The organism is Maribacter confluentis (genome assembly GCF_030505015.1).
In the GTDB taxonomy this organism is placed as follows: Bacteria; Bacteroidota; Bacteroidia; order Flavobacteriales; family Flavobacteriaceae; genus Maribacter; species Maribacter sedimenticola.
The window spans coordinates 4,193,694-4,219,486 of record NZ_JAUKUC010000001.1; the positions used below are offsets into that span (position 1 = coordinate 4,193,694).

Consider the following 25,793-nt stretch of genomic DNA (forward strand, 5'->3'; position numbering starts at 1 on the left):
AAGATAACCTACTTTACCATATTTAACAAGGTATTATAGGTTAATTGTGTTGGCAGACCTACTACATTGGTATAAGACCCCTTTATTTCTTCAATACCAATTAATCCTATCCATTCTTGTATGCCATAAGCTCCGGCTTTATCGTAAGGCTGGTACTCTTCAATATAATAGGTTATTTCCTCAGATGTCAATTTCTTGAATTTTACTTCTGTTATGGAATGGGCTATTTCTTGTTTTTTGGCAGTAGTAAAACAAACGGAAGTAATGACCTGATGCCAGTTGCCCGATAATTTCGTGAGCATTTCCTTGGCCTCAAGAAAATCCTTTGCCTTTGCCAATGATTCGTCATTATGCCAAACAACGGTATCTGAAGTAATTAAAATGTCGTTCGGTTTTAAATCGCTAACAAATGCCTTTGCTTTTAGTTGGGATAAAAAATCGGATATTTCTGCAGCCTTTAGGTGTTGCGGATATAGTTCTTCGACCGATTTTAATCGGACTTCAAAATCTAGTCCCATATCCGTAAAGAATTGTTGTCTTCTAGGGGAACCGGATGCTAAAATGATGTTGAAATTTCTAAACTGTTCCTTAATCATCCTTAATCGTTTGTTGCGCTATAGTGACTTGTCCAGTCGCCCCTAACTTTAAGTACTTGTTCAATTACATCGCGCACACAGCCATGTCCGCCGTTAATATGCGAAATATAGTTGCTTACACTCTTAACTTCGGCTACAGCGTTTTGGGGACATGTAGCAATACCTACTTCTTTCATTGGAGGTATATCCGGAATGTCATCACCCATGTAAAGAATATTTTCGGCATCTATATTATAAATGTCCATATATTCTTCCAAGGCATCAATCTTATGGTGGGCTCCCATATAGATATCTGTTACTCCAAGACCGCGTAACCTACTTCTTACACCCTCGTTGGTGCCTCCTGTGATTATGCAAACATTATAACCTTTACTAAGAGCTACTTTTAAAGCATAGCCGTCCTTAACGCTCATTTTTCGTAACATTTCACCATCTGTGGTAATGATGACACTGCCATCCGTGAAAACTCCATCTACATCAAAAACAAAGGTGGTAATGTTTTTAAGGTACTCTTTATAACTTTTCTCCATGTGTTCTTTTAATTGCATTGCTCAATAGCGTATATATTTCCCGTTGCTGTTTGTTTTTTATAAATTTTAAGTGGTTGTGTAAGGTATTTTGGTCACCTCTTTTTGCAGGTCCGGTTTGGGCTAAAAGAGGGGGCAAGTTGTCCAATTTAGCGGCAGTTTCCTTGATCAACGGTAACAATAGGCTAAAGTCCACTCCATTATCCATACAGATTTCCTCACCCATGGTATACATGTAATTGGTAAAATTGTTGACAAATACCGCAGCAATATGCAAGGCTCTGCGTTCTTCCGTATTTATGAATTGTACATTATTACTTAAACTTTTCCCTAAGGATTGCACTAATTGCCGGTCGTTGATATTGCTTACCTCCAAACAAATAGGAATATCCTGAAAAGAAATTGTTTTGCCTATTGTAAATGTCTGTAACGGATAGAAAACCCCATACCGATCACAATCTTTCAACTCTTGCATAGAAGTAGCACCGGAGGTATGTACTACCAAACCTTTCTTATTTTTGAACTTTTCCGCAACTGTGGCTATTGCATTGTCCGATACCGCCAATATATATACATCCGCATTAGGTATATTATCAAAATTTGTATTTAGAGGGGCCTTGTCTATGGCAAACGTAAGATGTTCTGGATTTCTACCTAGTACCTGTTCAACTTTAACGTGCGCCGTCTTATCAAGGGCTTGAAAGAGATTTTGGGCTACATTGCCCGTCCCGACTAAAACGACAGATATCATGGGGTAAAAATACGAAGATTATTTATGGGGCAATAGCATAAAATTAACAGTTTTGACTAACTTTTAAACGTATAATAGCTATACGTAAATGGTGAAAAGACCGTATTTTTGCAACTTGAAAATCAACTCCATTCCTTCATGACGGAAATGTTCAAGAAAATATTCTTCTCTACACGTTTAATGTCTATTTTATTTATTGTTTTTGCAGTGGCCATGGCATTTGGTACATTCATAGAAAGCTGGTATAGTACGGAGACTGCGCGTATATGGATTTATAATGCTTTTTGGTTTGAGGCAATAATGGTCTTCTTTGTAATTAATTTTATCGGTAATATTTCACGGTACCGTTTATTGCGATTGGAAAAATGGCCTGTATTAACATTACACCTATCATGGATATTGATCATCATTGGTGCATTTGTTACCAGATATATTAGTTTTGAAGGGATGATGCCCATTAGGGAGGGCAAGACTGAGCGAGTGTTTTATTCTGACAAAACATTTTTGACCGTCTATGTGGATGGTGAAATCAATGGAGAGCCTAGGCGAAAGGTATTAGAAGATGATTTGATCGTAACGTCGGAAGCCATAAAATCTAATCTACCCTGGAATTCTGATTTTAACGGCCAAGCTTTTGAAATTTCTTACGTAGATTTTATAGAAGGTGCAAAGGAAGGACTTATTCCTAATGACAATGGAAATGCTTATTTAAAGATTGTTGAAGCCGGTGACGGTCAACGTCACGAGCATTATTTGGAAGATGGCAAAGTAGCAAGTATACATAATGTACTGTTTGCATTGAACAAAGAAACTCAAGGTGCAATAAATATTAAGACTACAGATTCCATTTACCAAATATTTGCTCCTTTTGATGGTAATTTTATGAGAATGGCAGACCAGTTCCAAGGTACTTTGGTCAAGGATAGTTTACAGCCATTACAGTTAAGGTCTTTATATAACACCGCAGGTATGCAGTTCGTAATTCCGGATTCCCTAATAAAAGGTTCTTATGGCATTGTTGAGATTCCAAAGGCCGAGCAGACTAAAATGGACCAAGATGCCATGGTGCTTGATATAAGTGCCAATGGAGAGACTAGTCAAATTAAGGTCTTGGGTACAAAAGGCCCGTCAGATTTCAGTGAAAAGGTCAATATTGGTGGCCTGGACTTTTCCGTACGGTATGGCTCTAAAGTATATGAGCTGCCGTTTGGTATAAAATTGAATGATTTTATTGCGGAAAAATATCCAGGTACGGAAAAAGGATATTCATCATATATGAGTAAAGTTTCAATTGCGGATGAACGGCCTTTTGATTATGATATTTTCATGAACCATGTCCTAGATCATAAAGGATATCGGTTTTTTCAATCTAGCTTTGATCCAGATGAGAAAGGAACGGTACTATCTGTAAATCATGATTTTTGGGGCACTTGGATAACTTATATTGGATATTTTCTGCTTTATATCGGCTTAATGGGAATTATGTTCTTTGGAAAAACAAGGTTTAGGGATTTAGCGGATACATTGGATAAAATAAAAGATAAAAAGAAAAAAATGTTCGGTAGCGCTTTGTTAATGCTATTGTTGGTCAACACCTCATTCTCCCAAGAAAATCATACCGTTAGCCAAGGACATGTGACTACACCAACTACTGAACAGATAGACTCGTTGGTAAAGTCAAGTATGGTTGGTAAGAAACACGCCGATAAATTTGGAAGGTTGGTCATACAGGATGATGGTGGTCGTATGAAACCTATAAATACGTTTTCATCTGAATTGTTACGTAAACTCAGTTTAAAGGATACGTACCTAGGGTACAATTCTGACCAGATTCTGCTCTCCATGATGATGAACCCTGCCGTCTGGTACAATACCGAGTTCATTGCATTGGACAAAAAAGCGCAGAATGATAGTATTAGAAAAATTATAGGGGTACCAAGTGGACAAAAATATGTGAAGGCCACTGATTTTTTTGATGAAAAGGGGCAGTACAAATTAGAGCCTTATTTAAGGGAGGCTACCGCTACCACGAATCCCAATAAATTTCAGCAAGATTTTAAGGATGCCAATATTAGGTTAAGTTTATTGAACCAAGCCCTTGGTCAGGATATTGTCAAAATTTTTCCTCTTTTGGATGACGAAAATAACAAATGGATTTCCGCCATAGAATATAGAGGAGGACAATATGAAATAAGAGATTCGCTGTACGCAAATTTTGTTAAGAATGCCCTGCCGTATTATATAATGACTTTGGGAAAGGCTCAAAAAAGTGGAGATTATTCCCAAGCCGATAAATTATTGGAGGCGTTTGAGCAGAACCAAATAAACCACGGTAGCGAGGTTTTACCTTCTAAACAGAAGATAGAGACCGAGGTGATTTACAACCGACTGAATATATTCAATAAGCTATATCAATACTATGCACTTGTTGGACTATTGATGTTTCTTACACTTATATTACAAATTTTTAAAGATCGCTCTATTTGGCGTGTTGCCATTTACTTTTTTAAAGGAACCATTATCATCTTATTTTTATGGCATACTGCAGGTTTGATATTGCGATGGTATATTTCCGGTCATGCTCCTTGGAGTGATTCTTATGAAAGTATTTTATATGTTGCTTGGGCTACCATGGGAATTGGTTTGGCCTTAGGAAGAAAAAGTGATATGACCTTGGCCTCATCCGCATTCGTAACTTCTATGCTGTTGTGGATTGCCCACCAAAGTTGGATCGATCCGTCCATTGCCAATTTACAACCCGTTTTGGACAGTTATTGGTTAATGATCCATGTGGCCGTAATTGTGGGTAGCTATGGACCCTTGACAGTTGGAATGATATTGGGACTTGTAAGTCTTATTCTAATGATTTTGACCACTAAGAAGAATAAGGCAAGAATGGCAATAAACATAAAGGAATTAACGATCATCAATGAGCTGGCACTGACCACTGGTCTGGTAATGTTGACCATTGGTAACTTCTTAGGAGGGCAATGGGCCAATGAAAGTTGGGGACGCTACTGGGGGTGGGATCCAAAGGAAACTTGGGCTTTGATTTCAATTATGATATACGCTTTTGTAATCCATACCAGACTGGTTCCCGGATTAAGAGGCAAATGGACCTTTAACTTTATGAGTGTGGTGGCATTTGGAAGTATTATGATGACCTATTTTGGTGTCAACTTTTACTTGGTCGGCCTGCATAGTTATGCTAGTGGAGCACAGGTGATAACGCCCACTTTTATTTACTATTTGGTTGCGGGTGTTTTGGTCTTGGGTGCCTTAAGTTATTGGAGGTATAAGGTAAATTATTCTAAATAAATTATTGAAGTAAAAGCTTCATTAATTCTTCCGCCGCAATTTTACCTTTTAGTCTTAAAAAATCCCGTGGTGTATTGTCGCCCAATTCAAAGACTATGGCCGGCATGTCATGATTTACGTAAAAGTAATTTCTGGATACCATTGTGGGTTTTATATCCGTAGAGGGTTTTATATTGGTATGTTTTTGGGGAAGGCGATTGCTTATGTTTTCTATCCAATTAAAAATAATTTCGCCCTTTTTGCCAATAATGGTAGAATCAATAGGGTAATAGATATCGTCCCAAGTTGAATGAAAATCGGCTCCAAATACAAATTCATATCCTTCATCTTCCTTTTGTACCAGAAAATCACGTACGCTTCTTGTTTCTGGTTGATTAAAATTTTCCCAATCCCTGTTCAGATCAATACCGCCCATATTATGTCGCCAGTGACCATTGTCAACCCCATCAGGATTCATTAAGGGTACCACGAATAAATCATAATTGTTCCTAAAATCCTGTGCTTCTGGAGAATCGCCTGCTAACGTTTCAATGAAAGACTTCATTGCTAAAAATCCGGTTACCTCCGGAGGATGCTGTCTGGAAATGACCATTACGGCCTTTTTATGGCTTCCTTCCTTGATCTGCATTACATTCATGGACCTATTTTCTCTGCTTCTGCCGATCTCGTAAGTGGTGACATAAGGTTTTGTTGACATGGAATCTACCCATTGCTTTACCCTGGTAGAGCCATATAGTTCTTGTGCAGTTATGTAAAGTGGCTTTTCGCCTATATTCACCTTGATTTCAACGAACTCCGGTACCGCTTTTATACCAAATGTTCCCGTTCCTTCATTAATTGCATTGAAATTTACACTGTCCAATGGCGTAAAATGTATTCCATCAGTGCTAAGTTTTGGATAGTATCTACTGCGAGAATCCTGATAGGTCATTTTAATGGTTATCGTTTTGGGAGTTGTAGACCAAACTTTAAAGGCGTACCATGGGCTTACATTGACCGGTGTATTTTCTGCAGTAATCAGTGCGGTATAGTGATCATTGCCATCATAGGCGATGCCATTTAATCTTCCACTTTCAAAATCATTGCTAAAAAAGGTTGTTTCATCTTCAAAGGACCAAATTCCCTTCCATTGTTTTTGTACGGGTTTGGACAATGTAGATACAATGGCATTTTTGCCCTGACCTTGATAACCGGTTGTAACGGGTTTTTGATTGGTGCAGGAAAGTACTAAATAACATATGAAAATCGTAGATAGTAGTTTTTTTATCATGGCCTGTTGGTTATGGGTTGCACTAACTGTAAATCTGCAAATGGTAAACTTATAACTAATAAATCTAAAAACAAATATTCAACGTTGTATCATGTTCGGTTCAATCTACTTGTAGCTACCTTATCGAATCGATCAAAGATTTTTAGATTAGTATTCATTACCTTTATTCCCTTTAATTTAATATGCATGAATTCCAATAAAAAAGGGTTAAATACTATTTGTACACATGTAGGGGAGTTAGAGGATAAACAATATAGAGGGGCGGTATCTCCTCTTTATATGAGTAGCTCATATGCCTACGAAGATGTTGATGTTAAGCGCTATCCACGTTATTTTAATACACCCAATCAAGAAGGGCTTTGTAAAAAAGTAGCAGCTCTTGAGCATGCAGAGGCGGCTTTGATATTTGGTAGTGGCATGGCCGCGGTAAGCACTGCATTAATGGCGTTTTTAAAGGCCGGTGAACATGTAGTTTTACAACAAACCCTATATGGTGGCACCTATAACCTGGTTCATGAGGAATTTAGTAAATATGGTATTGAATATACCTTTACAAAGGGTTGGGCAGCTAAAGATTTCGAAGCGGAAATCAAGGATAATACTAAAGTAATCTACATAGAGACCCCTTCTAATCCATTATTGACAATAACTGATTTGGAGGCTGTTGCGGCACTTGCACAAAATAATGGACTCGTTTCTATGATAGATAATACATTTGCTAGTCCGGTGAATCAAAACCCTATTGATTTTGGAATAGATATTGTAATTCATAGTGCTACCAAATATATGGGAGGTCATTCAGATATCTGCGCAGGAGCGGTTGCCTCCAATACCCAGAATATTGATCGCATTTTTCAACTGGCCAAAAATTTTGGTGGTAGTTTAAGTGATTATACCGTATGGCTTTTAGAGCGTAGTATAAAAACAATGGGAATCCGTGTACGGGCACAAAACGAAAATGCGTTGGCCATGGCCCAATTTTTGGAAAAGAATGATGATATCGTAAAAGTGTACTATCCTGGTTTGCCCCACCATCAAGATCATGATATTGCAAAAAGACAAATGAAAGGTTTTGGCGGTATGGTCTCCTTTGAATTAAAGCCTGGTATAGATTCCTCAAAATTTCAGAAAGCCTTGCAATTAATTAAGCCATCCATGAGCTTGGCCGGGGTGGAAAGCACGTTACTTTCACCAGCAAAAACCTCACATGCACTAATGAGCGCAGAAGTGCGGGAAAGTCAAGGAATTGCGGACGGACTTATCCGTTTCTCCGTTGGTATTGAAGAGGTGGATGATTTGAAAGCTGATATTCTCCAAGCGATAAAAAAAGTTAAATTACACCCTTTATCTTAATAAAAGAAATAGCATGAAATTGGATATTTTAGTATTTGGGGCACACCCAGATGACGCGGAGTTAGGTGCAGGTGGTACCATTGCCAAAGAAATTGCCTTGGGCAAGAAAGTAGGTATTATAGATTTAACCCGTGGGGAATTAGGTACAAGGGGATCAGCGGAAATACGTGATGTAGAGGCGGCGGACGCTGCAAAGATATTAGGTGTTACAGTCCGAGAAAATCTAAAATTTAAGGACGGATTTTTTGTTAATGATGAAAACCACCAAATGGAGGTTATCAAGGCGATTAGAAAATATAGACCGGAAACCGTATTATGTAATGCTATAGATGATAGGCATATAGATCATGGTAAAGGAAGTAAACTTGTAAGTGACGCTTGTTTTTTGAGTGGGTTGAGACGTATTGAAACAAAATTAGGGGAGGTGCACCAACAGGAATGGAGACCAAAATTAGTATACCATTACATACAATGGAAGAACCTAAAACCGGATTTTGTTGTTGATATTAGTGATTATATTATTTCCAAGACCAATGCTATCAAAGCCTATACTTCACAATTTCACGATCCAAACAGCAGTGAACCAGAAACACCAATTAGTAGTAAAACCTTTATAGAAAGTGTACACTATAGAGCTAAAGATTTGGGAAGATTGGTCGGTGTAGATTATGGAGAAGGCTTTACGGTTGAAAGAATGGTTGCCGTAAAATCCTTGGATAGTTTAATTTAGGCAGATTTTTTATATTCTTCCCTAACACGGGGAATGGAAAAGTAGAAGGTGGAGCCTTTTCCAAGAGCGCTATGTACCCAGATTTTACCTTTGTTTTTCTCTACCATTTCCTTACATAAGGAAAGTCCAAGTCCTGTCCCTTTTTCATCATTGGTGCCATAGGTAGTATGGTTGGCATCTTTTTGAAAAATCTTACTCATAGTCTCTTCGCTCATGCCCATACCATTATCCTTCACATATATCTCACACGTTTTTAATTTTTGTATGGCACCAATAATGATCTGTCCGTTATTTGGTGTAAACTTAAGGGCATTGCTCAAAAGATTACGAATAATAATGTCTATCTGGTTGGGATCAGACCATATCTGGCAATTAGGTTCTATTCTATTTTGTAGGGTTATTGACTTAGATTGTGCAATTTCAGATAATAGTGCAATATTTTCATCAACAATAGTGACTAAATTGGTAACCGATGGCTTGGTGATAGAACCGTTCATTTGAGTTTGTCCCCAAGACAGTAAATTGTTGAGCGTAAAAGAAATAGTATCAATATCCACTTTTAATTTGGGGACGAAGTTCAAGAATTCGTCCTTGGTCATTTCACCTTCCTTAAATAATTTCAATAGTCCTTGAAATGCGCCTATTGGTCCCCTAAGGTCATGACCAATGATTGAGAACAATTTGTTCTTCGTTTGGTTCAGCTCGTTTAAATACGCCTGTTTTTCTTCTAAATCTTGCTTTTTAGATAAAAGCTCTGCATTTAGTTTTTTTTGTATTTGCTGATTTCGTTGAATTATAAAGGTAATGACGACAAAGATGATTAGAATTATAGCAATAAGATAAATAACAATATTTTGTTTGGCCAATGCCTTTTCGTTTTCTAATATCAATTGTTGCTTTTGCCTATTATATTCCGTTTTTGTCTTCAACATGTCCAAGGCAATTTCATTTCCTTTTTTAGTCAAGGATTCCGAAGTCACTTGAAATATCTCATGGTACCAAAGCGATTTTTTATATTCTTTTTTGTTCTTGTGTATTTTAAACAACTGATAGGCACAATCCTTAATTCCTGTTCTATAACCTATTTTTTTAGACAATTCAAAGGCTTCTAAAGAATACACCTGCGCTATACTGTCATTATCGGTATTCAAATAAGCTTCTGACATACCGTTGAGAAGAGCAATCTTTCCTCTATCGTCCTCAATTTCTTCATGAAGTAATTCACTTTGCTTATACCAATATAATGCCCAAGTATTCTTACCTTTTTTTAAATAGATCTTACCTTTAACCTCATAGGCATAAGCAAGCCATTCTAAAATTTTCTCTTGTTCAAATATGGTAATTGCGCTATTAATGTTGAACATTGCATATTCCAGTTCGTTCATGTCTGCATAGGCATCTGCCATACTGCTCATGGTTTCGGCAATATATATTACATTACCAATTTCCTCATTGATCGCTTTTACTTTTTTGAAGAATACCATGGCATGGTTGTAATCTTTCTGGGATAAATACAACTCTGCAATATTTTCATTGATAATGGAAAGGTAATTTTTATAATCTTGTTTCTCAGAAATTTCAATAGCCTCTAAATATCCTTTTAAAGCCAATGCATAATTGCCTTGAAAGCTATACTCCTTGGATAATACATTGAGCGATTTTACCTTTAACCTAAGTTCTTTATGATTTGAAGCCAGATCATGGGCTTTGTTGAAATAAGATATTGCATGATCTATATGGCCTTTGTCAGAGTAGAATCCACCTAAATTAATAAAAGAATAAATTTCACCGTTAATATATGATGATGACTGACTTAGCCTTAGACTTTCATCACTTAAACTATATAAACTGTCTAGATTGTGATAACGGTATTCACCAGCTAAGTCTATGATTTTATTTATATAAAGGGTATCCTGAGGTTTAAAGCTTGGGGAATTACGAATTGTTTCTAATTCTCTCAATAGTATTTTTCTTCTTAAATCCTGTCCAAAAGTATTGGAATTGACCAATATTATAAAAATGAATGCCGTAACACGACATGCTTTTTTATATCCGGTACATATTCTCAAAAACTTATAATTCATAAATAGAATCAAAAATTAAAATCTAAAATTAACTTACAAGTAGTGAGATAAATAAATTATGTTGTGAAATGCTAAATATTGTGTGTTTCAGCGATTTAAATGTGTAGTTCGTCGATGTTTTTACTGATTGACACAAAAATTTAATCAGTAAAATCTTACTTTATAGACATAATTTAAATGATTATTCTTACTTTATAAATAGTAGATAAATAGTATGTAAATATTTGATAATCATTGTAATAGAATGATTTTTTATAATTTTTCTACTATGTATATATCTTTTTCATAGGTAGTTCAACAGAAAATATACTGCCTTGGTCAAGTGTACTTTCTACTTGTATTTTGCCATTGTTTGCCAACACCATTTCCTTTACTAATCGCAGTCCCAGTCCAGTACCCTTTTCCCTGTTAGTACCATAGGTTGAAAAATGTTCATTGTCATTAAAGATATTTTGAATGGCTTCTTTACCCATACCAACACCATTGTCAATGACGTATATTTTGAGCGAATCATCAATCTGTTCGGTCAATATTTTAATTTCACCATTATTGGGGGTGAATTTAATGGCGTTACTAATTAAGTTTCTAAATATAATATTGAAATGGTCCCAGTCTACAAAAGCGGTATGAACTTCTTTGATGCCGGTAATAAGTTTAATGGATTTTTTTTGAAGTTCATTTTTATATAATTGTAAAATAATATCCAATTCCGGTTTTACCTGTACTGTTTCCGGATTTATTTGATTCCCGTTCATTTGCGCCTTGCCCCAATGTAAAAGATTATCCATTGTAAATTGAACTTGTTCTAGTTCTTCCTTTAATTGTGGAGCAAATTTTTCAAAATAAACTTTACCTTCAGGGTCTTCCAAATAAAACTTTAGCAATTCTTTCAGGGAAATGATAGGCCCCCTTAAATCATGGCCAATGATTGAAAAAAGCCGATCTTGATTTCTATTGATTGTTGTTAGTTCTTTTTGGTTTTCATTTAATGCCACTGCTTGACTTTCCAATTGTTTATTCAATAATTTTTCCCTTTTATTGATGCTCAATATGATTAAAACTATTATGAACAAGATAGCCAAAGCTATGAGGGCCCATCTAACGTATTTGCGTTGTTGCTCTAATTCAAGAGCACTTTTTGCCTTAAGGTCTTCTTTTTCCTTTTCAAGATTAAGTTTGGCGTTGACCATAGTTAAATTTCTACGATTCTTTTCTTTGGAAATATCGTTGGCCAGTTTCTCGGTCATTTCCAAATATTCCAAGGATTTACCAATATTACCTTGTTGCTTGTTAATCTCATATAATAATCTATAAACTTTTTCTAAGCCTGTGTTTAATTTAAATGATTTGTACAGGTCAAGACTTTTATATGCATAATCCTCAGAAGTGTCAATGTCATTCAATTTGTAGTTAGCCTTGGCAAGACCAAAATATACATCGGCCTTACCTTTAATATCATTGAGGGAGTTATGTGAATTAAGAGCTTTTGTATAATTGGACTTAGCCATCTGATAATTTCCGGTCTTTAAAAGTAATTGACCATAGGTGCCATAGGAAAATGCCAACCACAACTCATCATTGTGTTTTTTAAAATAGGTAATACTATTTTGTAATAATGATTTTGCTTCCTGAAATTTATCTTGTTGAATATAGAGATAGGCTAAATTACTAGAAATCATGGCTATCATACTGCCATCCTGTAATTTTTGAGCTGCTTCTTTTGCACTTGCATAATAGCCGTGAGCTTCATCAAAATCTTCCAGTAGGTTGAACATAGTCCCTAAGTTCATGTTCATTCTGAACACATAAAAATCATCTTTTTTTCTTTCACCTATAGCTAGCGCATGTAAAAAATGGGTGTAAGTCAACGGATAGTTTTGTTGACTAAAATATGCTTGCCCTAATTGGTTATGTACCTTCATTTCGGTTTGGGCATATTGAGATAGGTGTATGTCCGCTATGGCTTTGTTTCCAAAATCTATAGCTTTCTCCATCTCACCTTTAAATAAGTGAAACATTGAAAAATTGGATAATGCTTCTAGTTCTCCTTTTTTATAATCTATGGCCCCACTAATTTCAAGTGCTTTTTGAGCAAGTATGTTTATAGAATCTTTTGCTGTATACCTTAGTTGGTATGCTAAACCATTTAATAAATCTACATATTGGGTAGAGTTTTCGGTGAAATTTGGTTGTTGCTTAAAATCTTTTATCTGGTTTTTAAAAATTTGGATACTATCTACTTGCCCAAAAGCTTTAATGCAATTACTAAAGCAAAATATACCAAGAAGAAAAAATTTACATAGGTTTTTGAGAGTCATAGGGGTAACCTGTTATAGGTCATTAAATTAAAACTATTTTTCAATTTAGATAGAAATTAGGTAGGGAAGTGTAAAAATGAAATATTTATTCAAAAGTGATTTATTATTTGCGGGTAATATATAAAAAATTTACATTTGCACTCGCTTACAAATGGTGGTTGTAGCTCAGCTGGTTAGAGCATCGGTTTGTGGTACCGAGGGTCGCCGGTTCGAACCCGGTCTTCCACCCTAAAAGCAGATAGAAAGTCTTGAATATTTGTTCAAGACTTTTTTATTTGGGTCAATTTTAAAAATGGTATAAATGCATAAAAGCCTGATAGTTATGGTAACCATCAGGCTTTTTATTTTTCTTTATTAACTATTCCGTGGCCTTATCGACAACAAGTTTGTTGTTGCGGTTAGCAATTTCCCATGCAGTGTAAAAAATCAATCTTGAACGATTTTCCAATAGATCATAATTTATCTTATCCGGGGTGTCACTTGGTCTATGGTAATCATCATGGGTTCCATTAAAATAAAAAATAATGGGAATATTATTTTTTGCAAAGTTATAATGGTCACTTCTGTAGTAAAAACGGTTTGGGTCGTTTTCATCGTTGTAGGTGTAATCAAGTTCTAAATTTGCATATTCAGCATTGATTTCTTCAGATAACTCATGTAATTCCGTACTCAATTTATCCGATCCAATTAAATAAACATAATTACGGTCACCTTCTCTTTGTGGGTCAATTCTACCGATCATATCAATATTTAAGTTGGCTACGGTTTGTTCCAAAGGAAAGAGTGGCTCATAATCCGTATAATATTGAGAGCCAAGTAAACCTTTTTCCTCTCCGGTAACATGTAAGAAAACTATAGAACGTTTTGGCCCGTGACCGGCGTCCGCTGCCAATTTAAAAGCTTCTGCAATCTCCAATAACGAAACCGTACCAGAACCATCATCATCCGCACCATTATTGATTTCTCCGTTACTTGAAATTCCAATATGATCTAAATGCGACGAAATAACCAAATACTCCTCTGGCTTTTCAGTGCCCTTTATTATGGCGGCAACATTTTCTGAGGATATTTTATCATTAGAGCTTTCAAAATTAAGTTCTAACGTTGTTGTTAAAATTTTACCTGATTCGTCCGTATTGATTGATGGATAAATTTCTTCTGCCAAATTTTGGTCAATAAACAGACTATAGAATTCAGTGGCATTGGGATCTACAAGTTCCATTCTGCCACTATTATTGGTTTCCATGTACTGATACCTGCGTTTAAAACGATCAAAATTTTGGGCATCATAATACAATACACCTTTAGCTCCTTTTTCTACCGCTATCTGTATTCTCTTGGTCAATGATTCTGACATGTTGCTCCAAATGGATGGCTCCGTACTACCGGAAATCTTATAGGTACCGTCTTCATTTTTAGGTTCACCAGATTTTAATAGTACAATTTTATCCGTAACATCCAAGTCTCCATAATCTGTATAAGATTCATCTTCAATGCCATAGGCTATATATACAATATTGTCAAATGCATTCTGTGCAGCTCCAAAGGTTAATACGTGGTCACCAATACCAAAATCCTTGCCGTTGACGCTTAACTTGCCGGTGGGTAAGTTGCTTACCTCTAAAGGAACGTTCTGAAAATAATCTCCATTTGGTTTTGCGGCAGGTACACCTAATTCTTCATATTGAGCCTTGATGTATTCAATAGCTTTTTTCTGGCCCGGTTGTCCCGTTTCCCTTCCTTCAAATTCATCAGAGGCGTAAATGTATAGATGGTCCTTTAATTCATTTTCAGTGATTGAAGTAGCATACGTTGTAGGAGATACTTTTTCTGTGGTCTTTGCTTCTGCTTTTTCTGTCACCGTTTTTTGTGAAGAATTACAGGAAAAGACCAATGAGACCAATAAGATCAGTGCTTTTTTCATGTTCTTTTTTTTGATAAAAATTTATCAAAAATAATCAAAACCTTAGGATTAGAAGTTATTAGCAGGAAGAATCGGCAATGATTTTCCATTTACCATTAATTCTTTTAAAGATAATCATGAACGTGCCCTTAGCGTCACCTACCGTTCGCTTTAGCATATATTCGCCCATTACAAAATAGGAATCTTGGTTAATAGGATGAATCTTAGCGATAGTGAAGGTCAATTCTCCGATATGGGATGCATCCGGATAACTTTTTTTATAACTATTCAATGTGGTTGTCCACCCTGTCTTTAATTGGGCTCCACTATAAAAAAATAAGGAATCCGTTTGGTGGTAGGCTTCCATGAAACCTTTTAAATCATTGTTGTTCCAATCTTTTTGCTGCTGAGCTATTATGCGGGTAATCTCCTTTATATCATCTTGCGCATTATGCTCTTTATGACACGAGCATAACATGAGGAGGGTTATAAATAGTATATGTACAATTCTCATATTTGAAACACAAAGTGGCGCAAACTAATTTGTTAAAGCTTGTTCAATAGCCGCCTCGACCAAAGGTTCCATAATTTTGTAACCTTCTACGGTTGGGTGTACACCGTCTTCGGCATATTTTTTGGGCAAGCCATTTTTCTCATCGGCCATAGCAGAAAAATAATCCACATAAATATGGCCTTTATCATCACAATATTCTTTAATCAATTTATTAAGTGCAATAATTTTCTCAGCAGGTTCCAAACCTGGTTTCCATGGGTAATCATATGCGGGTAGGGTAGAGGTTAAAATTACTTTTATATCATTGGATGTGGCTATTTCTGCCATTCCCTTAATATTGTCCATAATCATTGCTATGGTAGACGGACCTGTATTTCCGGCTATATCATTAGTGCCAGCCAATAGTACTACAGCTTTAGGGTTTAAGTCTATCACATCTTGCCTGAACCTAATAAGCATTTGTGGGGTAGTTTGGCCGCTAATACCGCGATTAACATAAGGTTTGCCCTTGAAAAATTCCGGTCTTGAATTAAGCCAACCAATGGTAATGGAATTACCCATAAAAACAATCCTATTCTCATTATCGCTGATTTCAGGGAGATTGTTGTTGGCTTCTTTAAAACGATTGAGGTCTGCCCAATCCTGAGAATGCAATTTGGTAAGTCCTAGCAAGGATAACATAAGCACAATACTAAGTTGATATACAGATTTCATATTTATTAATTATGTTTTTTGAATTTCAGATTTTTCATTTGCGGTTAGCGGAACATTTTTAATGATGCTCTCCTTATTGGGCCGTTGAACAAATAAATAGGCCAATAGACAAATAACGATGACCAAGGGCAGCGCATTGCCCGTTTTATAATATGCATATAACCCTGCAAAGGCAGGTACTTCTATCAATGCATATTTTATATGTAACGCGGATTGATATTTTTTTAGTTTATCTGCCAATTGCTCATTTAACTGTATGTTCAAGGTCATTTTTTTAAAAACCCATTGACTGCCAAAATAACCTAAAAGAGCCAAAACAGGAACTATGAATAGAAAAATATCCTGGCCATTGGTACTTGTATTAAAGCTATTTATTTGTAACACTATCCAAACCGTAAATATGCCTAAACCTGCTACAAGGAATAAATGCATAATAGAGAGACTTTTGATAAAATTTTTTAGTTCCATAAGTTATTTAAAATGGTAAGATACTATAATTATAAACTCTAATGAATAGGTGCTGTTGCAAACTTAGGATTTTATGAAATTTAGGAAATTAGAATAATTATCTTTGTGGACTTATGGTAAAATATATTTTGGTCTTACTTGTCCTTTTAACCATGCATACGGCTAAAGGACAAATTGAAAGTGATAAGGCTTTGCATTTTTTGGGTGGAAACCTGTATGGTTTGGTTGGAGCCGGTATTGCAAATGAAATTTCTGATGGAGATAGAACCTGGACCTTTATTGGAGCAGTAGGCGGTAGTTTGTTAATTGGCGTGGCCAAGGAAAGTATTGATCAAAAGCAGTATGGAGGTTGGGACAATGCAGATTTGATTGCCACTGTACTGGGTGGTGCCACTATAGGTTTCACCATTGATATTTTCAAAAAAAGAAAGCAACGTAAACGCGATAAGATTTTCAAAGATGCAGTTGGTGAAAACTACAACTACGATAGAGAAACATTCCCAGTACAAGAGTTGAAAATTAATTCGTTGCACGTACTAGGTATGTCCAGTACCGTATTACATAGATAATTATTAGTATTTGGCACTTTTTCCGTTGGCCATTGTTCGCAATATAAACTCCCTTACATCATCATTAGCTGTTTTTAGGTCCTCTCTACGTAAATACATCATATGGCCGGAACGGTATCCCTTAAAACTAAAACGGTCTTTTAGCCTTCCACTTGGGTCAACTTGCCACATGGTATATTTTGCATTGAAATAGTTGGTTGCACCGTCATAGTATCCAGATTGAATCATTACGTTCAAATATGGATTTTGGGCCATGGCCTGTCTTAAATCATCTCGGGTTTTGTCGTTTTCATTGTTCCAAGGGTGCACGGGGCCAAACATGTTATATTTTACATCGGTCTTAAAATTAAGTTCCTCTTGTAAATAATAGTTTATGGCAGGGGTAAAGCTATGTAACCAGGAAGTTAGTTCAGAATTGTAATCAGGTCTCATTCCGGCCATTTGCCTATCTATGCCCAAATATCTTGAATCTAATCTGCCTACGGTGTATCCACCCTTATCCCTTAAAAGGTTTTTCCAAAAAAAGGATGTTGGTACGGATAGATTTTGATCAATAACATCTTGTTGATCTAACCCGGAATAGTAAGCAATCTTTTCAGCCACCTTCTTCTTTTCGGATGCATCTAAAAATCCACCTTTGGCCAATGCCGGTATTAACTGGTTAATGGTGTAATCTTCGGATTCCGGTAAAATATCAAGAAGGTCTTTTTCCTGTAATGCCTTTGGCAATGCTTTGTGGTGCCAAGCCGCCGCCGTGTAATAGGGCAGGTTTATTGCTTCCGCTACTGGGCCGCTATTACGGATGACTTTATAATCTGCGGGAGAAACCATGATTACCCCGTTTAAATACATCCATTGTTGATTTTGTAAAGCTAAGGAAAGGCCCATGACCCTTGTACCGCCATAACTCTCCCCAATGATATATTTAGGGGAACGCCATCTATTATTTCTGGTCACAAATGTGTTAAGCCACTCCGCTAAATATTTAATATCGGAATTAATTCCAAAGAACTTATCCCTGTCAACTTCTTTTCCGCTTTCCGGAATAGTTCTACTATATCCTGTATTTACTGGGTTTACATAGACTATATCGGCAACATCCAAAACGGAATATGGATTCTGATCTACACCATAGGGCTGTACAGGATAACCTTCATCATCTATTTTTAATATTTTAGGTCCTGTATAAGCCAAATGCATCCATACGGATCCGGAACCCGGACCACCGTTAAATGAGATCAATAAAGGTCTAGCGGCGCGATCTTTAATATTATTCCTGGTATAGTATGTATAATGTAAAGTTGCAACGGGTTTGGAATTACTGTCCCAAACGGGTTGGGTGCCGGTAGCTGCGGTATATGAAAAGGTACTACCGTTTATCGTTGCATTGTGCTGGGTGGTAATTACCGTATCTACAGGTATGGTACGCGATTGCGCAAATACTGCCGAAGTTAAAACTAAGAAGAAAAGGTGTACAATTTTTTTCATGTTCAATTGGTGTTGGTGAGTATACGAAAATAAGAATATTACAGGCATCATTTAATGGGTATTATTGAATACTTAAACTCATTTACACCTTGGATTCATTTCGATAATCTAACGATAAGGAAAGTTTTCAGATTTTTTAGTATTCTAATGTCCTATCTGTTAATTTTAATTAATTTAATACTAAAGCTAAATCACGAAGAACATGAAACACTATACAAGACGTAATTTTGGAAAGCTGGCTACAACAGGTTTTTCTGGCGCTGTCGTTTTTGGGTCCGTACCGTTGGCTATGGGTTTAAATAAGGGGAATGAAACTAAAAAACTTGGTGTTGCTTTGGTAGGACTGGGTAGTTATAGTACTTATCAATTGGCTCCGGCACTTGTCCAGACAGAACATTGCTATTTGGCGGGCATAGTAACGGGTACAAAAGAAAAGGAGGCCACATGGTCTAATAAGTATAATATTCCAAAAAGAAATATATATAACTATGAAAATTTTGACGCGATAGCCAATAATGATGATATCGATATAGTATATGTGGTGTTGCCCAATAGCATGCATGCAGATTTTAGTATAAGGGCCGCCAAAGCAGGAAAACATGTAATTTGTGAAAAACCTATGGCGGTCAGCGTGGAAGAATGTGATGCCATTATGGCCGCATGTAAAAAAGCGGATGTAAAATTATCTGTAGGGTATAGAATGCAAAGTGATCCCTATACACAGGAAGTAAAAAAATATGTAAGGGAAAAAACCTTTGGCGATGTTCATTTTGTATCCTCCGATGCCGCTTATATTTCTAGGGGAAATCCAGATCAATGGAGGTTGAACAAGAAATTGTCGGGCGGTGGGGCTCTACTTAATATGGGTGTTTATGCAATACAGACCAGTATTTATGGGGTAGGAGAAAATCCCACAAGTGTATCTGCGCAGGAGTTTAGTACACGACCAGAATATTTTAAGGATACGGATGAGACCATTACTGCCCAGTTTAGATTTAACAATGGTGCCGTAGCCCATATGATGACTTCCCATAATGCAAACGGGAACCGACTAAAAGTACATTGTAGCAATGGCTGGTTTGAGCTGGATCCTGCCCATAACTACGGACCAATCAATGGTAGAACATCCAAAGGAACTACTATTTCCTTTCCTCATCAAAGTCAGCAAGCATTACAGATGGATGATTTTGCAAGACACATTCTATTAGGTACCAAAAATGTTGCTCCTGGTGAAATGGGAAAGCGTGACATGATTATTGCCGAAGCAATTTATGCATCGATTGCAAATGGCGGCAAAACACAACCTTTAAATTTAGGTACCATGGGTATTGTAAGTTAAATTTATGATTTACAATGTATTATATTTTGTAATCGTAGCGGTTAACAATTAGTTCAATGTTACGTAATTCTATCATTACCTAAATTTTACATAGTAACACTAATTTAAGATAAGCATAAAGCAATGCTAATTTTAAGGGTACCTTAAAACAAAGATGTCAATATAGTTTTGTGGAGTAGATAACCTAAAACTAAATTGATAATGAAAATCACAAAAAACGTAGTAATAAAAACCTTGCTATCATGTATTGTTATGGTCGTAATGAGTTGCGACCCTGAGGATGGAATTGATGGAATAAATGGAAAAGATGGTGTTGACGGCGTAGACGGGGTAGATGGCCAAGATGGAAAAGATGGTGAGGATTTTACACCACCGGCAACCATGTTCGAAAACAAGTCCAACTTAGCTCCTTTAGTAGCCATGATGCCCCAGTTCAATTATGTGGAGGCATATTCATTAATAAGCTCCTCTGATACTTTAAGCAATGATTTTAAATTGGTAGGGGCACAGGACGGTGCAGGTTTTTTAAAAGACCCTGAAAGTGATGGTTATATCTATGTGGTAAATTCTGAAGATGCCTATGCAGTGAGCAGGATTAAATTAGACGCCAACCTTAATCCTATTAGTGGGGATTGGTTATTGAATTCTGGTGTGGCCGATTTTGCTAGACAATGCTCCGCTACCATGTGGGAAGCAGATATACATGGCGGTGGGTCAGATATATTTCTTTCTGCTTCTGAAAGTATTAATTACGATGTAAAGGGAATTGATCCCTATGTAGCAACACCTACACCGACCGCAGATTTTGGTTTGGATGCTCTTGGTGAATTTTCATGGGAGAATGCAGTGCCTTTACCAAAGAATGCCTATCCTGGTAAAACGGTTATTTTAGGCGGGGACGATGATTCCAGTGGCTCTGAAGGCCAAGTTTCATTATATTACTCGGAGGATGGTGATGCAGATCTTACCGGAGGAAAAATCTATGTACTTCGTTTTAAGCAAGTGTCCGATGGGTCGGGGGGTGTTATCGATGCTACTCCTGAAACCATATATAACGAATCTAACTTGGACTTTCAAACCACCTATGATGTAGAGTTTGTTGAAATTGTGGATGGTGCGGATATGACCAAGAACGAAATGGAAGACGCTTCCGTAGCGGTATATGCATCTGCATTTATGAGGGTAGAGGATGTTGATCATCAAAAAGGAACAGATGAAAAGGGAAGAAACGTATTTTTTGCTGTAACCGGCAGGGGACCTGGTGCTGGCACGTATAATGACTGGGGAACGGTATACAAACTGGAGCTGGATGAAGAATCGCCATTGACCGGAAAATTAACGCAGATCGTTAGTGGAAATACCGATAGTAACAACGCGGACGGGAACCTAAGCATGTTGCAAAGCCCGGATAATATCTGTGTTACGGAAAACTTTGTATACTTTCAGGAAGACCCTAATTCTTTTGACAGGGGCCATGCTGCATATATATATCAATCAGATTTAAATGGTAACAGTATACGTCCGGTTCTTGAATTAGTGCTTAGGTCCGATCTTACCGCTGATGGATCGCTAAATGTTGGTGATGGCGATGGTGGCGAATATGGTGCGCTTATAGATATTTCCGACAAAATAGGGGTTCCGGATACATTCATTTTAAACTTACAGCCACATTACTGGCAAGATGATTCATTTAAGGGGCGTGATGGACATGTAAACACGGATTATGAAGATAATCAAGGTGGACAAATCGTTATCCTTAAGGGGTTACCTAGATAATTTTTCTTTAATCAACTGAAAGGGCCTACCCAATTTTTTGGGAGGTCCTTTCTAATTTAAATACGTTTATGTTCAAGAATCTTTGTTATCTATTGGTGTTTGGGGTTGTGTTGGTTTCATGTAAGGATGTATCAATCACCACTACGGAAACCTTAGATAAGGTGCCGGATTTTACTAAAGCTCATGACTATTATTATTCAAACATGGTTTTGGCCGTTAACTATATGGATTCATTGATGATGGTCAAGGTAGATGATCCTTTGGCAAAGCAATATTTTAAAGAGGTCCGTACCTCTTTCAAAAAAGCGGAGCCATATGCGTCCTATCTTAAACCGGAAGTTGGTCATAGGGTAAACGGACCGGCTTTACCGGTTCTGACCGAAGATACCCAAAAAGTACTTGCACCCATTGGACTGCAAAAGATCGAGGAGAGTATTTATTCAGGAATAGATGATGAGAAAACTTATGAGCGCGAGTTGGAGTTGACCAAGGGGCTTATGGTAGTTTTACGCAATTATATCCCAAAACGTACTCTTACCTCCCAACGTTTTTTTATAAGTATCCATCAACAGCTTATGAGAATTGTGAGCTTGGGTATAACGGGTTTTGACACCCCTGTAAGTCAACTAGGAATTGAAGAAACCAAAACATCGCTCAACAGTTTATTTAATGTATATAGTATGTCGTTGGCACATATTGTAAAAGAGCGGTCACCAGAACTTAATGAGGATTTTGAGAAAACCGTTGCTTTGGCAATCAATTTTATTGGGGACAATCCCAATTTTGAGACTTTTGACCGGTATGTGTTCATTAGGGATTATTTTAATCCTATAACTAGAAATTGGCTGGCCATTAGAAAAGCATCTAGTAGTTGGGAGCCTGTAGATAACTTTCCATTTAATTTTGATGCTCCCACTTTTTTTGAATCCAATTCATTTAACCCAAACTTTTTTATATCGAACACCAATAAAAATCCGACCCAACAGCAAATAGACTTAGGAAAACAATTATTTTTCGATAAAAATCTATCCAAGAATAAGGATATGGCCTGTGTCACCTGTCACAATCCAAATAAGGGTTGGGCGGATAACGTGGTATTGAATAAGGATAATGAAGGAAAAGATTTAGACCGTAATACACCAACGTTGATCAATGCTACATTTCAGCAAAGTCAATTCTGGGACGGGCGTTCACCAGATTTAATAGCTCAAGTATCCGCTGTGTTTACTAATGAGAAAGAATTTGCATCTTCGGTTCATCAATTTTCCAACGAGATCATGATCAACGATAGTTATCGGCTCTTGTTTAAAGAGGCCAACGGAGATATATCCATAAAAAATATTGATATGGTTAAAGCGATATCTTCCTATATAGCCACCCTTAACGGATTTGACTCAAAGTTTGATAAAAATATTAGGGCAGAAGTAAATTCATATACAGAGGAGGAAAAATTAGGATTTAATCTGTTTACGGGAAAAGCCCTTTGTGCTACTTGCCACTTCATACCTTTGACCAATGGTACTGTACCACCATTTTTTGCGGAACATGAGAAAGAGATTATTGGTGTTCCTGCCAATGCCAATAACAAACAACTGGATGAAGATGTAGGGTTTTATGCAATATCCAAAATAGACCTACAAAAAGGAATGTTCAAAACCCCAACGGTACGTAATGTAGGTGTTACTGCTCCTTATATGCATAATGGTGTTTATAATACCCTAGAGGAAGTCGTTAATTTTTACAATCTTGGTGGAGGTATAGGTTTGGGCTTTGATCTACCGCACCAAACACTACCTTTTGATCATCTGGAGCTGACTAGTAATGAGGAAAATGCATTGGTAGCATTTATGAATACTTTGACAGACGTTCCCAAAATCACCAATTATTAAAATTTTTCAAAAACGCCGAGTCCAAATAAGGCAAAGTCATATTTTACGGGATCAACTGGATCTAGCTTCCTTAAATTGGCATCTAGTTCTACTAAAGCCTTGGCATCATTTTGTTTACGTTTTAGCAGACCTAGTTTACGTGCTACGTTACCGGAGTGTACATCCAAGGGACATGATAATATTGAGGAAGGTATATTTTCCCATAAACCAAAATCAACTTCAGTACTTGCATCCCTGACCATCCATCTTAGAAACATATTAATGCGTTTTGCCGCAGAACCTTTTAATGGGTCAGATACATGTTTGGTTGTTCTGGTTTCATGGGGCAGTTCAAAAAAAAGCTCTTTGAATTTAGATATCGTAGGTTGTAATGAATTTGATGTCTGGTATTTGGTAAAGATTCCTTCAAGCCCATTATGTACTTTATAGATATGCCTTAAACTTTTTATGAAATAGCTTAAGTCAATTCCATTAAAAGTTCTATGTACAAAATTGGCTAATTGGTCCAAATCATTTTCACTGTAATTACTTATGAAATCATAAGGACTTTGGCCCATTAACTCCATTAACTTATGTGAATTGTTAATGATACTTTTTCTGTTTCCCCAGGCAATTGTAGCTGTTAAGAAAGCACTGATTTCAATATCTTCCTTTATGGTGAACATATGTGGAATTTGGATAGGGTCTGTATCCAAAAACAGTTTATTGTTGTAAGCAATGACTTTTTCATCCATAAATACCTTTAAGTCCGCCTTGTTCATTTAATGTCAATTTTTAGTATGGTTACAATCAAAACAGGGGCTAACAAAATAAGGTTGTAAAGCCCATGCAGTATTATGGACCATAATAGACCAAACTTGATTCTTATAAATCCTAATATGAATCCTGCACAGATTTGTGGTGCTACCAATAGGGGCGCAAATAAAATTACTTGTGTAGACCATTCAAAATTACTGATGTGAACCAAACCGAACAATATTGTAAATGCATAAAAGATTTTTGGGAAAGAAGTCTTGTTTTTAAAATAAACCAATGGCGCTCTAAAAACTAACTCTTCTAGTATGGGCGCTACGATTACTGCCAAAAAAAATATGGTCATGGGTGAATATTGGGCAAATAAATCCTCAACGGCATGTTTGCCCATGTCCAAATCAAAAATTTGCTGTACAACTCCCGCAATGGTCAAGAGTAATACACTTAATGCCAATGAGATTAATAAAAGTTGAACTAATCTCACCCATCTATAAATAGATGATCTGTTTGCATCTATTTGATATTCAGGTCGCTTTGCAAATGCATAAAGTTCTTCTAGCATGTTATTTAATTATGCTATGATAATTTCTTTATCCACAATTTTGCCATCGACCATGGTAAGTTTACGGTCGGCCATTTCAGCTAATTCTTCATTATGGGTAACGATTACGAAAGTCTGTCCAAACTTTTCACGAAGCTCAAAAAATAACTTGTGTAGATTGTCCGCACTTTCAGAATCTAAATTTCCGCTTGGCTCATCCGCAAAGATTATTGATGGATTGTTGATCAGTGCCCGGGCAACTGCTACACGTTGTTGTTCTCCTCCCGACAATTCTGCCGGTTTATGATCAATTCTATGAGAAAGACCTAGGAAAGCCAATAGTTCCTTCGCCCTTTTCTCAGCTTCAGCTTTTGGTGTTTTTTTAATGAAAGCGGGTAAGCACACATTTTCCAATGCCGTGAATTCTGGTAACAGCTGGTGGAACTGAAAAATAAAACCAATATGTTCGTTTCTGAATTTTGCCAGCTCTTTGTCGTTTAAATTGGTGGTTTCAATATTATTGATCAATAAATTGCTGTCATTTCTATTGGATTGTACATCTAATGTTCCCAAGATTTGCAACAAGGTGGTTTTTCCTGCACCGGAAGCACCTACAATAGATACAATTTCTCCTTTTTTTATATGCAGGTCTACACCTTTTAAAACCTCTAATGTTCCGTAATATTTATGAATGTTAGAAGCTTTGATCATAGATGAGGTTATTTAGATATGTGTTCAAAATTAATGAAAATAGCGCTTGCGAAAAATACTATGTGCAATTATACTTTTACAAAAGCTTTCAAAGGTACAATGAATTTCAAAATGAGTAATTTTGTTGCTTTTATGAATAATAAGTAAGGTAATTGAAAAAAGATTACGTAATTTTGTTCAA

General features: G+C 36.6%; 21 protein-coding genes and 1 tRNA gene. 8 read left to right on the forward strand and 14 right to left on the reverse strand.

From position 1 onward, the window contains the following. Positions 1-8 precede the first annotated feature (8 nt). From Q2T41_RS18345 to Q2T41_RS18355, 3 genes are read right to left on the reverse strand one after another with little or no spacing between them, the layout of a single operon-like run. Positions 9-596, reverse strand: a complete 588-nt coding sequence (locus Q2T41_RS18345; protein WP_304437264.1) for a Maf family nucleotide pyrophosphatase — start codon at positions 594-596, stop codon at positions 9-11. A 2-nt stretch (positions 597-598) separates the two neighbouring features. Then, on the reverse strand, positions 599-1,126 hold the full coding sequence (locus Q2T41_RS18350; RefSeq protein WP_089260529.1) for a KdsC family phosphatase: 528 nt from the start codon (positions 1,124-1,126) through the stop codon (positions 599-601). Beyond that, positions 1,110-1,874, reverse strand: a complete 765-nt coding sequence (locus Q2T41_RS18355; RefSeq protein WP_304437265.1) for a Rossmann-like and DUF2520 domain-containing protein — start codon at positions 1,872-1,874, stop codon at positions 1,110-1,112. The genes Q2T41_RS18350 and Q2T41_RS18355 overlap by 17 nt, the downstream gene beginning before the upstream one ends. Positions 1,875-2,012: 138 nt before the next feature. Between Q2T41_RS18355 and Q2T41_RS18360 the strand changes: the two genes are divergently transcribed. Further along, positions 2,013-5,192, forward strand: coding sequence for a cytochrome c biogenesis protein CcsA (locus Q2T41_RS18360; protein WP_304437482.1), 3,180 nt, complete (start codon positions 2,013-2,015; stop codon positions 5,190-5,192). Between the two features lies 1 nt (position 5,193). Here Q2T41_RS18360 and Q2T41_RS18365 read toward each other — a convergent pair whose 3' ends face one another. After that, positions 5,194-6,462 carry a M14 family metallopeptidase gene (locus Q2T41_RS18365; protein ID WP_304437266.1) on the reverse strand — a complete coding sequence of 423 codons (1,269 nt, stop codon included), beginning with the start codon at positions 6,460-6,462 and terminating at the stop codon, positions 5,194-5,196. A 186-nt stretch (positions 6,463-6,648) separates the two neighbouring features. Between Q2T41_RS18365 and Q2T41_RS18370 the strand changes: the two genes are divergently transcribed. Both Q2T41_RS18370 and bshB1 read left to right on the forward strand, forming a co-directional pair. Continuing rightward, positions 6,649-7,815: a trans-sulfuration enzyme family protein gene (locus Q2T41_RS18370; protein ID WP_304437267.1), complete on the forward strand. Its 1,167-nt coding sequence runs from the start codon at positions 6,649-6,651 to the stop codon at positions 7,813-7,815. 13 nt (positions 7,816-7,828) lie between these two features. Then, a complete protein-coding gene (gene bshB1 / locus Q2T41_RS18375) occupies positions 7,829-8,545 on the forward strand; it encodes a bacillithiol biosynthesis deacetylase BshB1 (protein ID WP_304437268.1) in 717 nt (238 codons plus the stop codon). On the opposite strand, the gene Q2T41_RS18380 is transcribed toward bshB1, so the two are convergent. Together Q2T41_RS18380 and Q2T41_RS18385 are read right to left on the reverse strand one after the other, a co-directional pair. Further along, on the reverse strand, positions 8,542-10,629 hold the full coding sequence (locus tag Q2T41_RS18380) for a tetratricopeptide repeat-containing sensor histidine kinase (protein ID WP_304437269.1): 2,088 nt from the start codon (positions 10,627-10,629) through the stop codon (positions 8,542-8,544). The genes bshB1 and Q2T41_RS18380 overlap by 4 nt on opposite strands. 266 nt (positions 10,630-10,895) lie before the next feature. Next, positions 10,896-12,947, reverse strand: coding sequence for a tetratricopeptide repeat-containing sensor histidine kinase (locus Q2T41_RS18385; RefSeq protein WP_304437270.1), 2,052 nt, complete (start codon positions 12,945-12,947; stop codon positions 10,896-10,898). Between the two features lie 153 nt (positions 12,948-13,100). On the opposite strand from Q2T41_RS18385, the gene Q2T41_RS18390 reads away from it, so the two are divergent. After that, positions 13,101-13,176: transfer RNA gene (locus Q2T41_RS18390), tRNA-His, on the forward strand. 129 nt (positions 13,177-13,305) lie between these two features. Here Q2T41_RS18390 and Q2T41_RS18395 read toward each other — a convergent pair. From Q2T41_RS18395 to Q2T41_RS18410, 4 genes are read right to left on the reverse strand one after another with little or no spacing between them, the layout of a single operon-like run. Further along, complete coding sequence (locus Q2T41_RS18395) at positions 13,306-14,871, reverse strand: M28 family peptidase (protein WP_304437271.1); 1,566 nt, start codon at positions 14,869-14,871, stop codon at positions 13,306-13,308. Positions 14,872-14,929: 58 nt separating this feature from the next. Next, on the reverse strand, positions 14,930-15,364 hold the full coding sequence (locus tag Q2T41_RS18400) for a YybH family protein (protein ID WP_304437272.1): 435 nt from the start codon (positions 15,362-15,364) through the stop codon (positions 14,930-14,932). A gap of 24 nt (positions 15,365-15,388) precedes the next feature. Beyond that, complete coding sequence (locus Q2T41_RS18405) at positions 15,389-16,078, reverse strand: SGNH/GDSL hydrolase family protein (protein WP_304437273.1); 690 nt, start codon at positions 16,076-16,078, stop codon at positions 15,389-15,391. A gap of 9 nt (positions 16,079-16,087) precedes the next feature. Continuing rightward, on the reverse strand, positions 16,088-16,510 hold the full coding sequence (locus Q2T41_RS18410; RefSeq protein WP_143815189.1) for a hypothetical protein: 423 nt from the start codon (positions 16,508-16,510) through the stop codon (positions 16,088-16,090). A 149-nt stretch (positions 16,511-16,659) separates the two neighbouring features. Here Q2T41_RS18410 and Q2T41_RS18415 point away from each other — a divergent pair, with 149 nt between their 5' ends. Further along, positions 16,660-17,115: a hypothetical protein gene (locus Q2T41_RS18415; RefSeq protein ID WP_304437274.1), complete on the forward strand. Its 456-nt coding sequence runs from the start codon at positions 16,660-16,662 to the stop codon at positions 17,113-17,115. Positions 17,116-17,118: 3 nt separating this feature from the next. Here Q2T41_RS18415 and Q2T41_RS18420 read toward each other — a convergent pair whose 3' ends face one another. Further along, the gene (locus Q2T41_RS18420) at positions 17,119-18,603 is read right to left on the reverse strand and encodes a S10 family peptidase (RefSeq protein ID WP_304437275.1); all 1,485 of its coding nucleotides are present in this window, start codon (positions 18,601-18,603) and stop codon (positions 17,119-17,121) included. Between the two features lie 202 nt (positions 18,604-18,805). On the opposite strand from Q2T41_RS18420, the gene Q2T41_RS18425 reads away from it, so the two are divergent. From Q2T41_RS18425 to Q2T41_RS18435, 3 genes are all read left to right on the forward strand, one after another. Continuing rightward, the gene (locus Q2T41_RS18425) at positions 18,806-19,942 is read left to right on the forward strand and encodes a Gfo/Idh/MocA family protein (protein WP_304437276.1); all 1,137 of its coding nucleotides are present in this window, start codon (positions 18,806-18,808) and stop codon (positions 19,940-19,942) included. 201 nt (positions 19,943-20,143) lie between these two features. Then, the gene (locus Q2T41_RS18430; protein WP_304437277.1) at positions 20,144-21,718 is read left to right on the forward strand and encodes a PhoX family protein; all 1,575 of its coding nucleotides are present in this window, start codon (positions 20,144-20,146) and stop codon (positions 21,716-21,718) included. Between the two features lie 68 nt (positions 21,719-21,786). Continuing rightward, positions 21,787-23,607 carry a cytochrome-c peroxidase gene (locus Q2T41_RS18435; protein WP_304437278.1) on the forward strand — a complete coding sequence of 607 codons (1,821 nt, stop codon included), beginning with the start codon at positions 21,787-21,789 and terminating at the stop codon, positions 23,605-23,607. Here the strand turns inward: Q2T41_RS18435 and Q2T41_RS18440 are convergent. Genes Q2T41_RS18440 through Q2T41_RS18450 form a run of 3 tightly spaced genes read right to left on the reverse strand, consistent with a single transcriptional unit; the run spans position 23,604 to position 25,612 of the window. Further along, positions 23,604-24,368, reverse strand: a complete 765-nt coding sequence (locus Q2T41_RS18440) for a TIGR02757 family protein (RefSeq protein ID WP_304437279.1) — start codon at positions 24,366-24,368, stop codon at positions 23,604-23,606. The genes Q2T41_RS18435 and Q2T41_RS18440 overlap by 4 nt on opposite strands. Further along, the gene (locus Q2T41_RS18445; protein ID WP_304437280.1) at positions 24,365-24,922 is read right to left on the reverse strand and encodes a CPBP family intramembrane glutamic endopeptidase; all 558 of its coding nucleotides are present in this window, start codon (positions 24,920-24,922) and stop codon (positions 24,365-24,367) included. The genes Q2T41_RS18440 and Q2T41_RS18445 overlap by 4 nt, the downstream gene beginning before the upstream one ends. A 9-nt stretch (positions 24,923-24,931) precedes the next feature. Beyond that, positions 24,932-25,612: an ABC transporter ATP-binding protein gene (locus tag Q2T41_RS18450; protein ID WP_089260511.1), complete on the reverse strand. Its 681-nt coding sequence runs from the start codon at positions 25,610-25,612 to the stop codon at positions 24,932-24,934. Positions 25,613-25,793 lie beyond the last annotated feature (181 nt).

Bases quoted from the DNA above. Each gene is read 5' to 3' on its own strand.
- Q2T41_RS18345 (WP_304437264.1), bottom strand. From the start codon at position 596: ATGATTAAGGAACAGTTTAGAAATTTCAACATCATTTTAGCATCCGGT.
- Q2T41_RS18350 (WP_089260529.1), bottom strand. From the start codon at position 1,126: ATGGAGAAAAGTTATAAAGAGTACCTTAAAAACATTACCACCTTTGTT.
- Q2T41_RS18355 (WP_304437265.1), bottom strand. From the start codon at position 1,874: ATGATATCTGTCGTTTTAGTCGGGACGGGCAATGTAGCCCAAAATCTC.
- Q2T41_RS18360 (WP_304437482.1), top strand. From the start codon at position 2,013: ATGACGGAAATGTTCAAGAAAATATTCTTCTCTACACGTTTAATGTCT.
- Q2T41_RS18365 (WP_304437266.1), bottom strand. From the start codon at position 6,462: ATGATAAAAAAACTACTATCTACGATTTTCATATGTTATTTAGTACTT.
- Q2T41_RS18370 (WP_304437267.1), top strand. From the start codon at position 6,649: ATGAATTCCAATAAAAAAGGGTTAAATACTATTTGTACACATGTAGGG.
- bshB1 (WP_304437268.1), top strand. From the start codon at position 7,829: ATGAAATTGGATATTTTAGTATTTGGGGCACACCCAGATGACGCGGAG.
- Q2T41_RS18380 (WP_304437269.1), bottom strand. From the start codon at position 10,629: ATGAATTATAAGTTTTTGAGAATATGTACCGGATATAAAAAAGCATGT.
- Q2T41_RS18385 (WP_304437270.1), bottom strand. From the start codon at position 12,947: ATGACTCTCAAAAACCTATGTAAATTTTTTCTTCTTGGTATATTTTGC.
- Q2T41_RS18395 (WP_304437271.1), bottom strand. From the start codon at position 14,871: ATGAAAAAAGCACTGATCTTATTGGTCTCATTGGTCTTTTCCTGTAAT.
- Q2T41_RS18400 (WP_304437272.1), bottom strand. From the start codon at position 15,364: ATGAGAATTGTACATATACTATTTATAACCCTCCTCATGTTATGCTCG.
- Q2T41_RS18405 (WP_304437273.1), bottom strand. From the start codon at position 16,078: ATGAAATCTGTATATCAACTTAGTATTGTGCTTATGTTATCCTTGCTA.
- Q2T41_RS18410 (WP_143815189.1), bottom strand. From the start codon at position 16,510: ATGCATTTATTCCTTGTAGCAGGTTTAGGCATATTTACGGTTTGGATA.
- Q2T41_RS18415 (WP_304437274.1), top strand. From the start codon at position 16,660: ATGGTAAAATATATTTTGGTCTTACTTGTCCTTTTAACCATGCATACG.
- Q2T41_RS18420 (WP_304437275.1), bottom strand. From the start codon at position 18,603: ATGAAAAAAATTGTACACCTTTTCTTCTTAGTTTTAACTTCGGCAGTA.
- Q2T41_RS18425 (WP_304437276.1), top strand. From the start codon at position 18,806: ATGAAACACTATACAAGACGTAATTTTGGAAAGCTGGCTACAACAGGT.
- Q2T41_RS18430 (WP_304437277.1), top strand. From the start codon at position 20,144: ATGAAAATCACAAAAAACGTAGTAATAAAAACCTTGCTATCATGTATT.
- Q2T41_RS18435 (WP_304437278.1), top strand. From the start codon at position 21,787: ATGTTCAAGAATCTTTGTTATCTATTGGTGTTTGGGGTTGTGTTGGTT.
- Q2T41_RS18440 (WP_304437279.1), bottom strand. From the start codon at position 24,368: ATGAACAAGGCGGACTTAAAGGTATTTATGGATGAAAAAGTCATTGCT.
- Q2T41_RS18445 (WP_304437280.1), bottom strand. From the start codon at position 24,922: ATGCTAGAAGAACTTTATGCATTTGCAAAGCGACCTGAATATCAAATA.
- Q2T41_RS18450 (WP_089260511.1), bottom strand. From the start codon at position 25,612: ATGATCAAAGCTTCTAACATTCATAAATATTACGGAACATTAGAGGTT.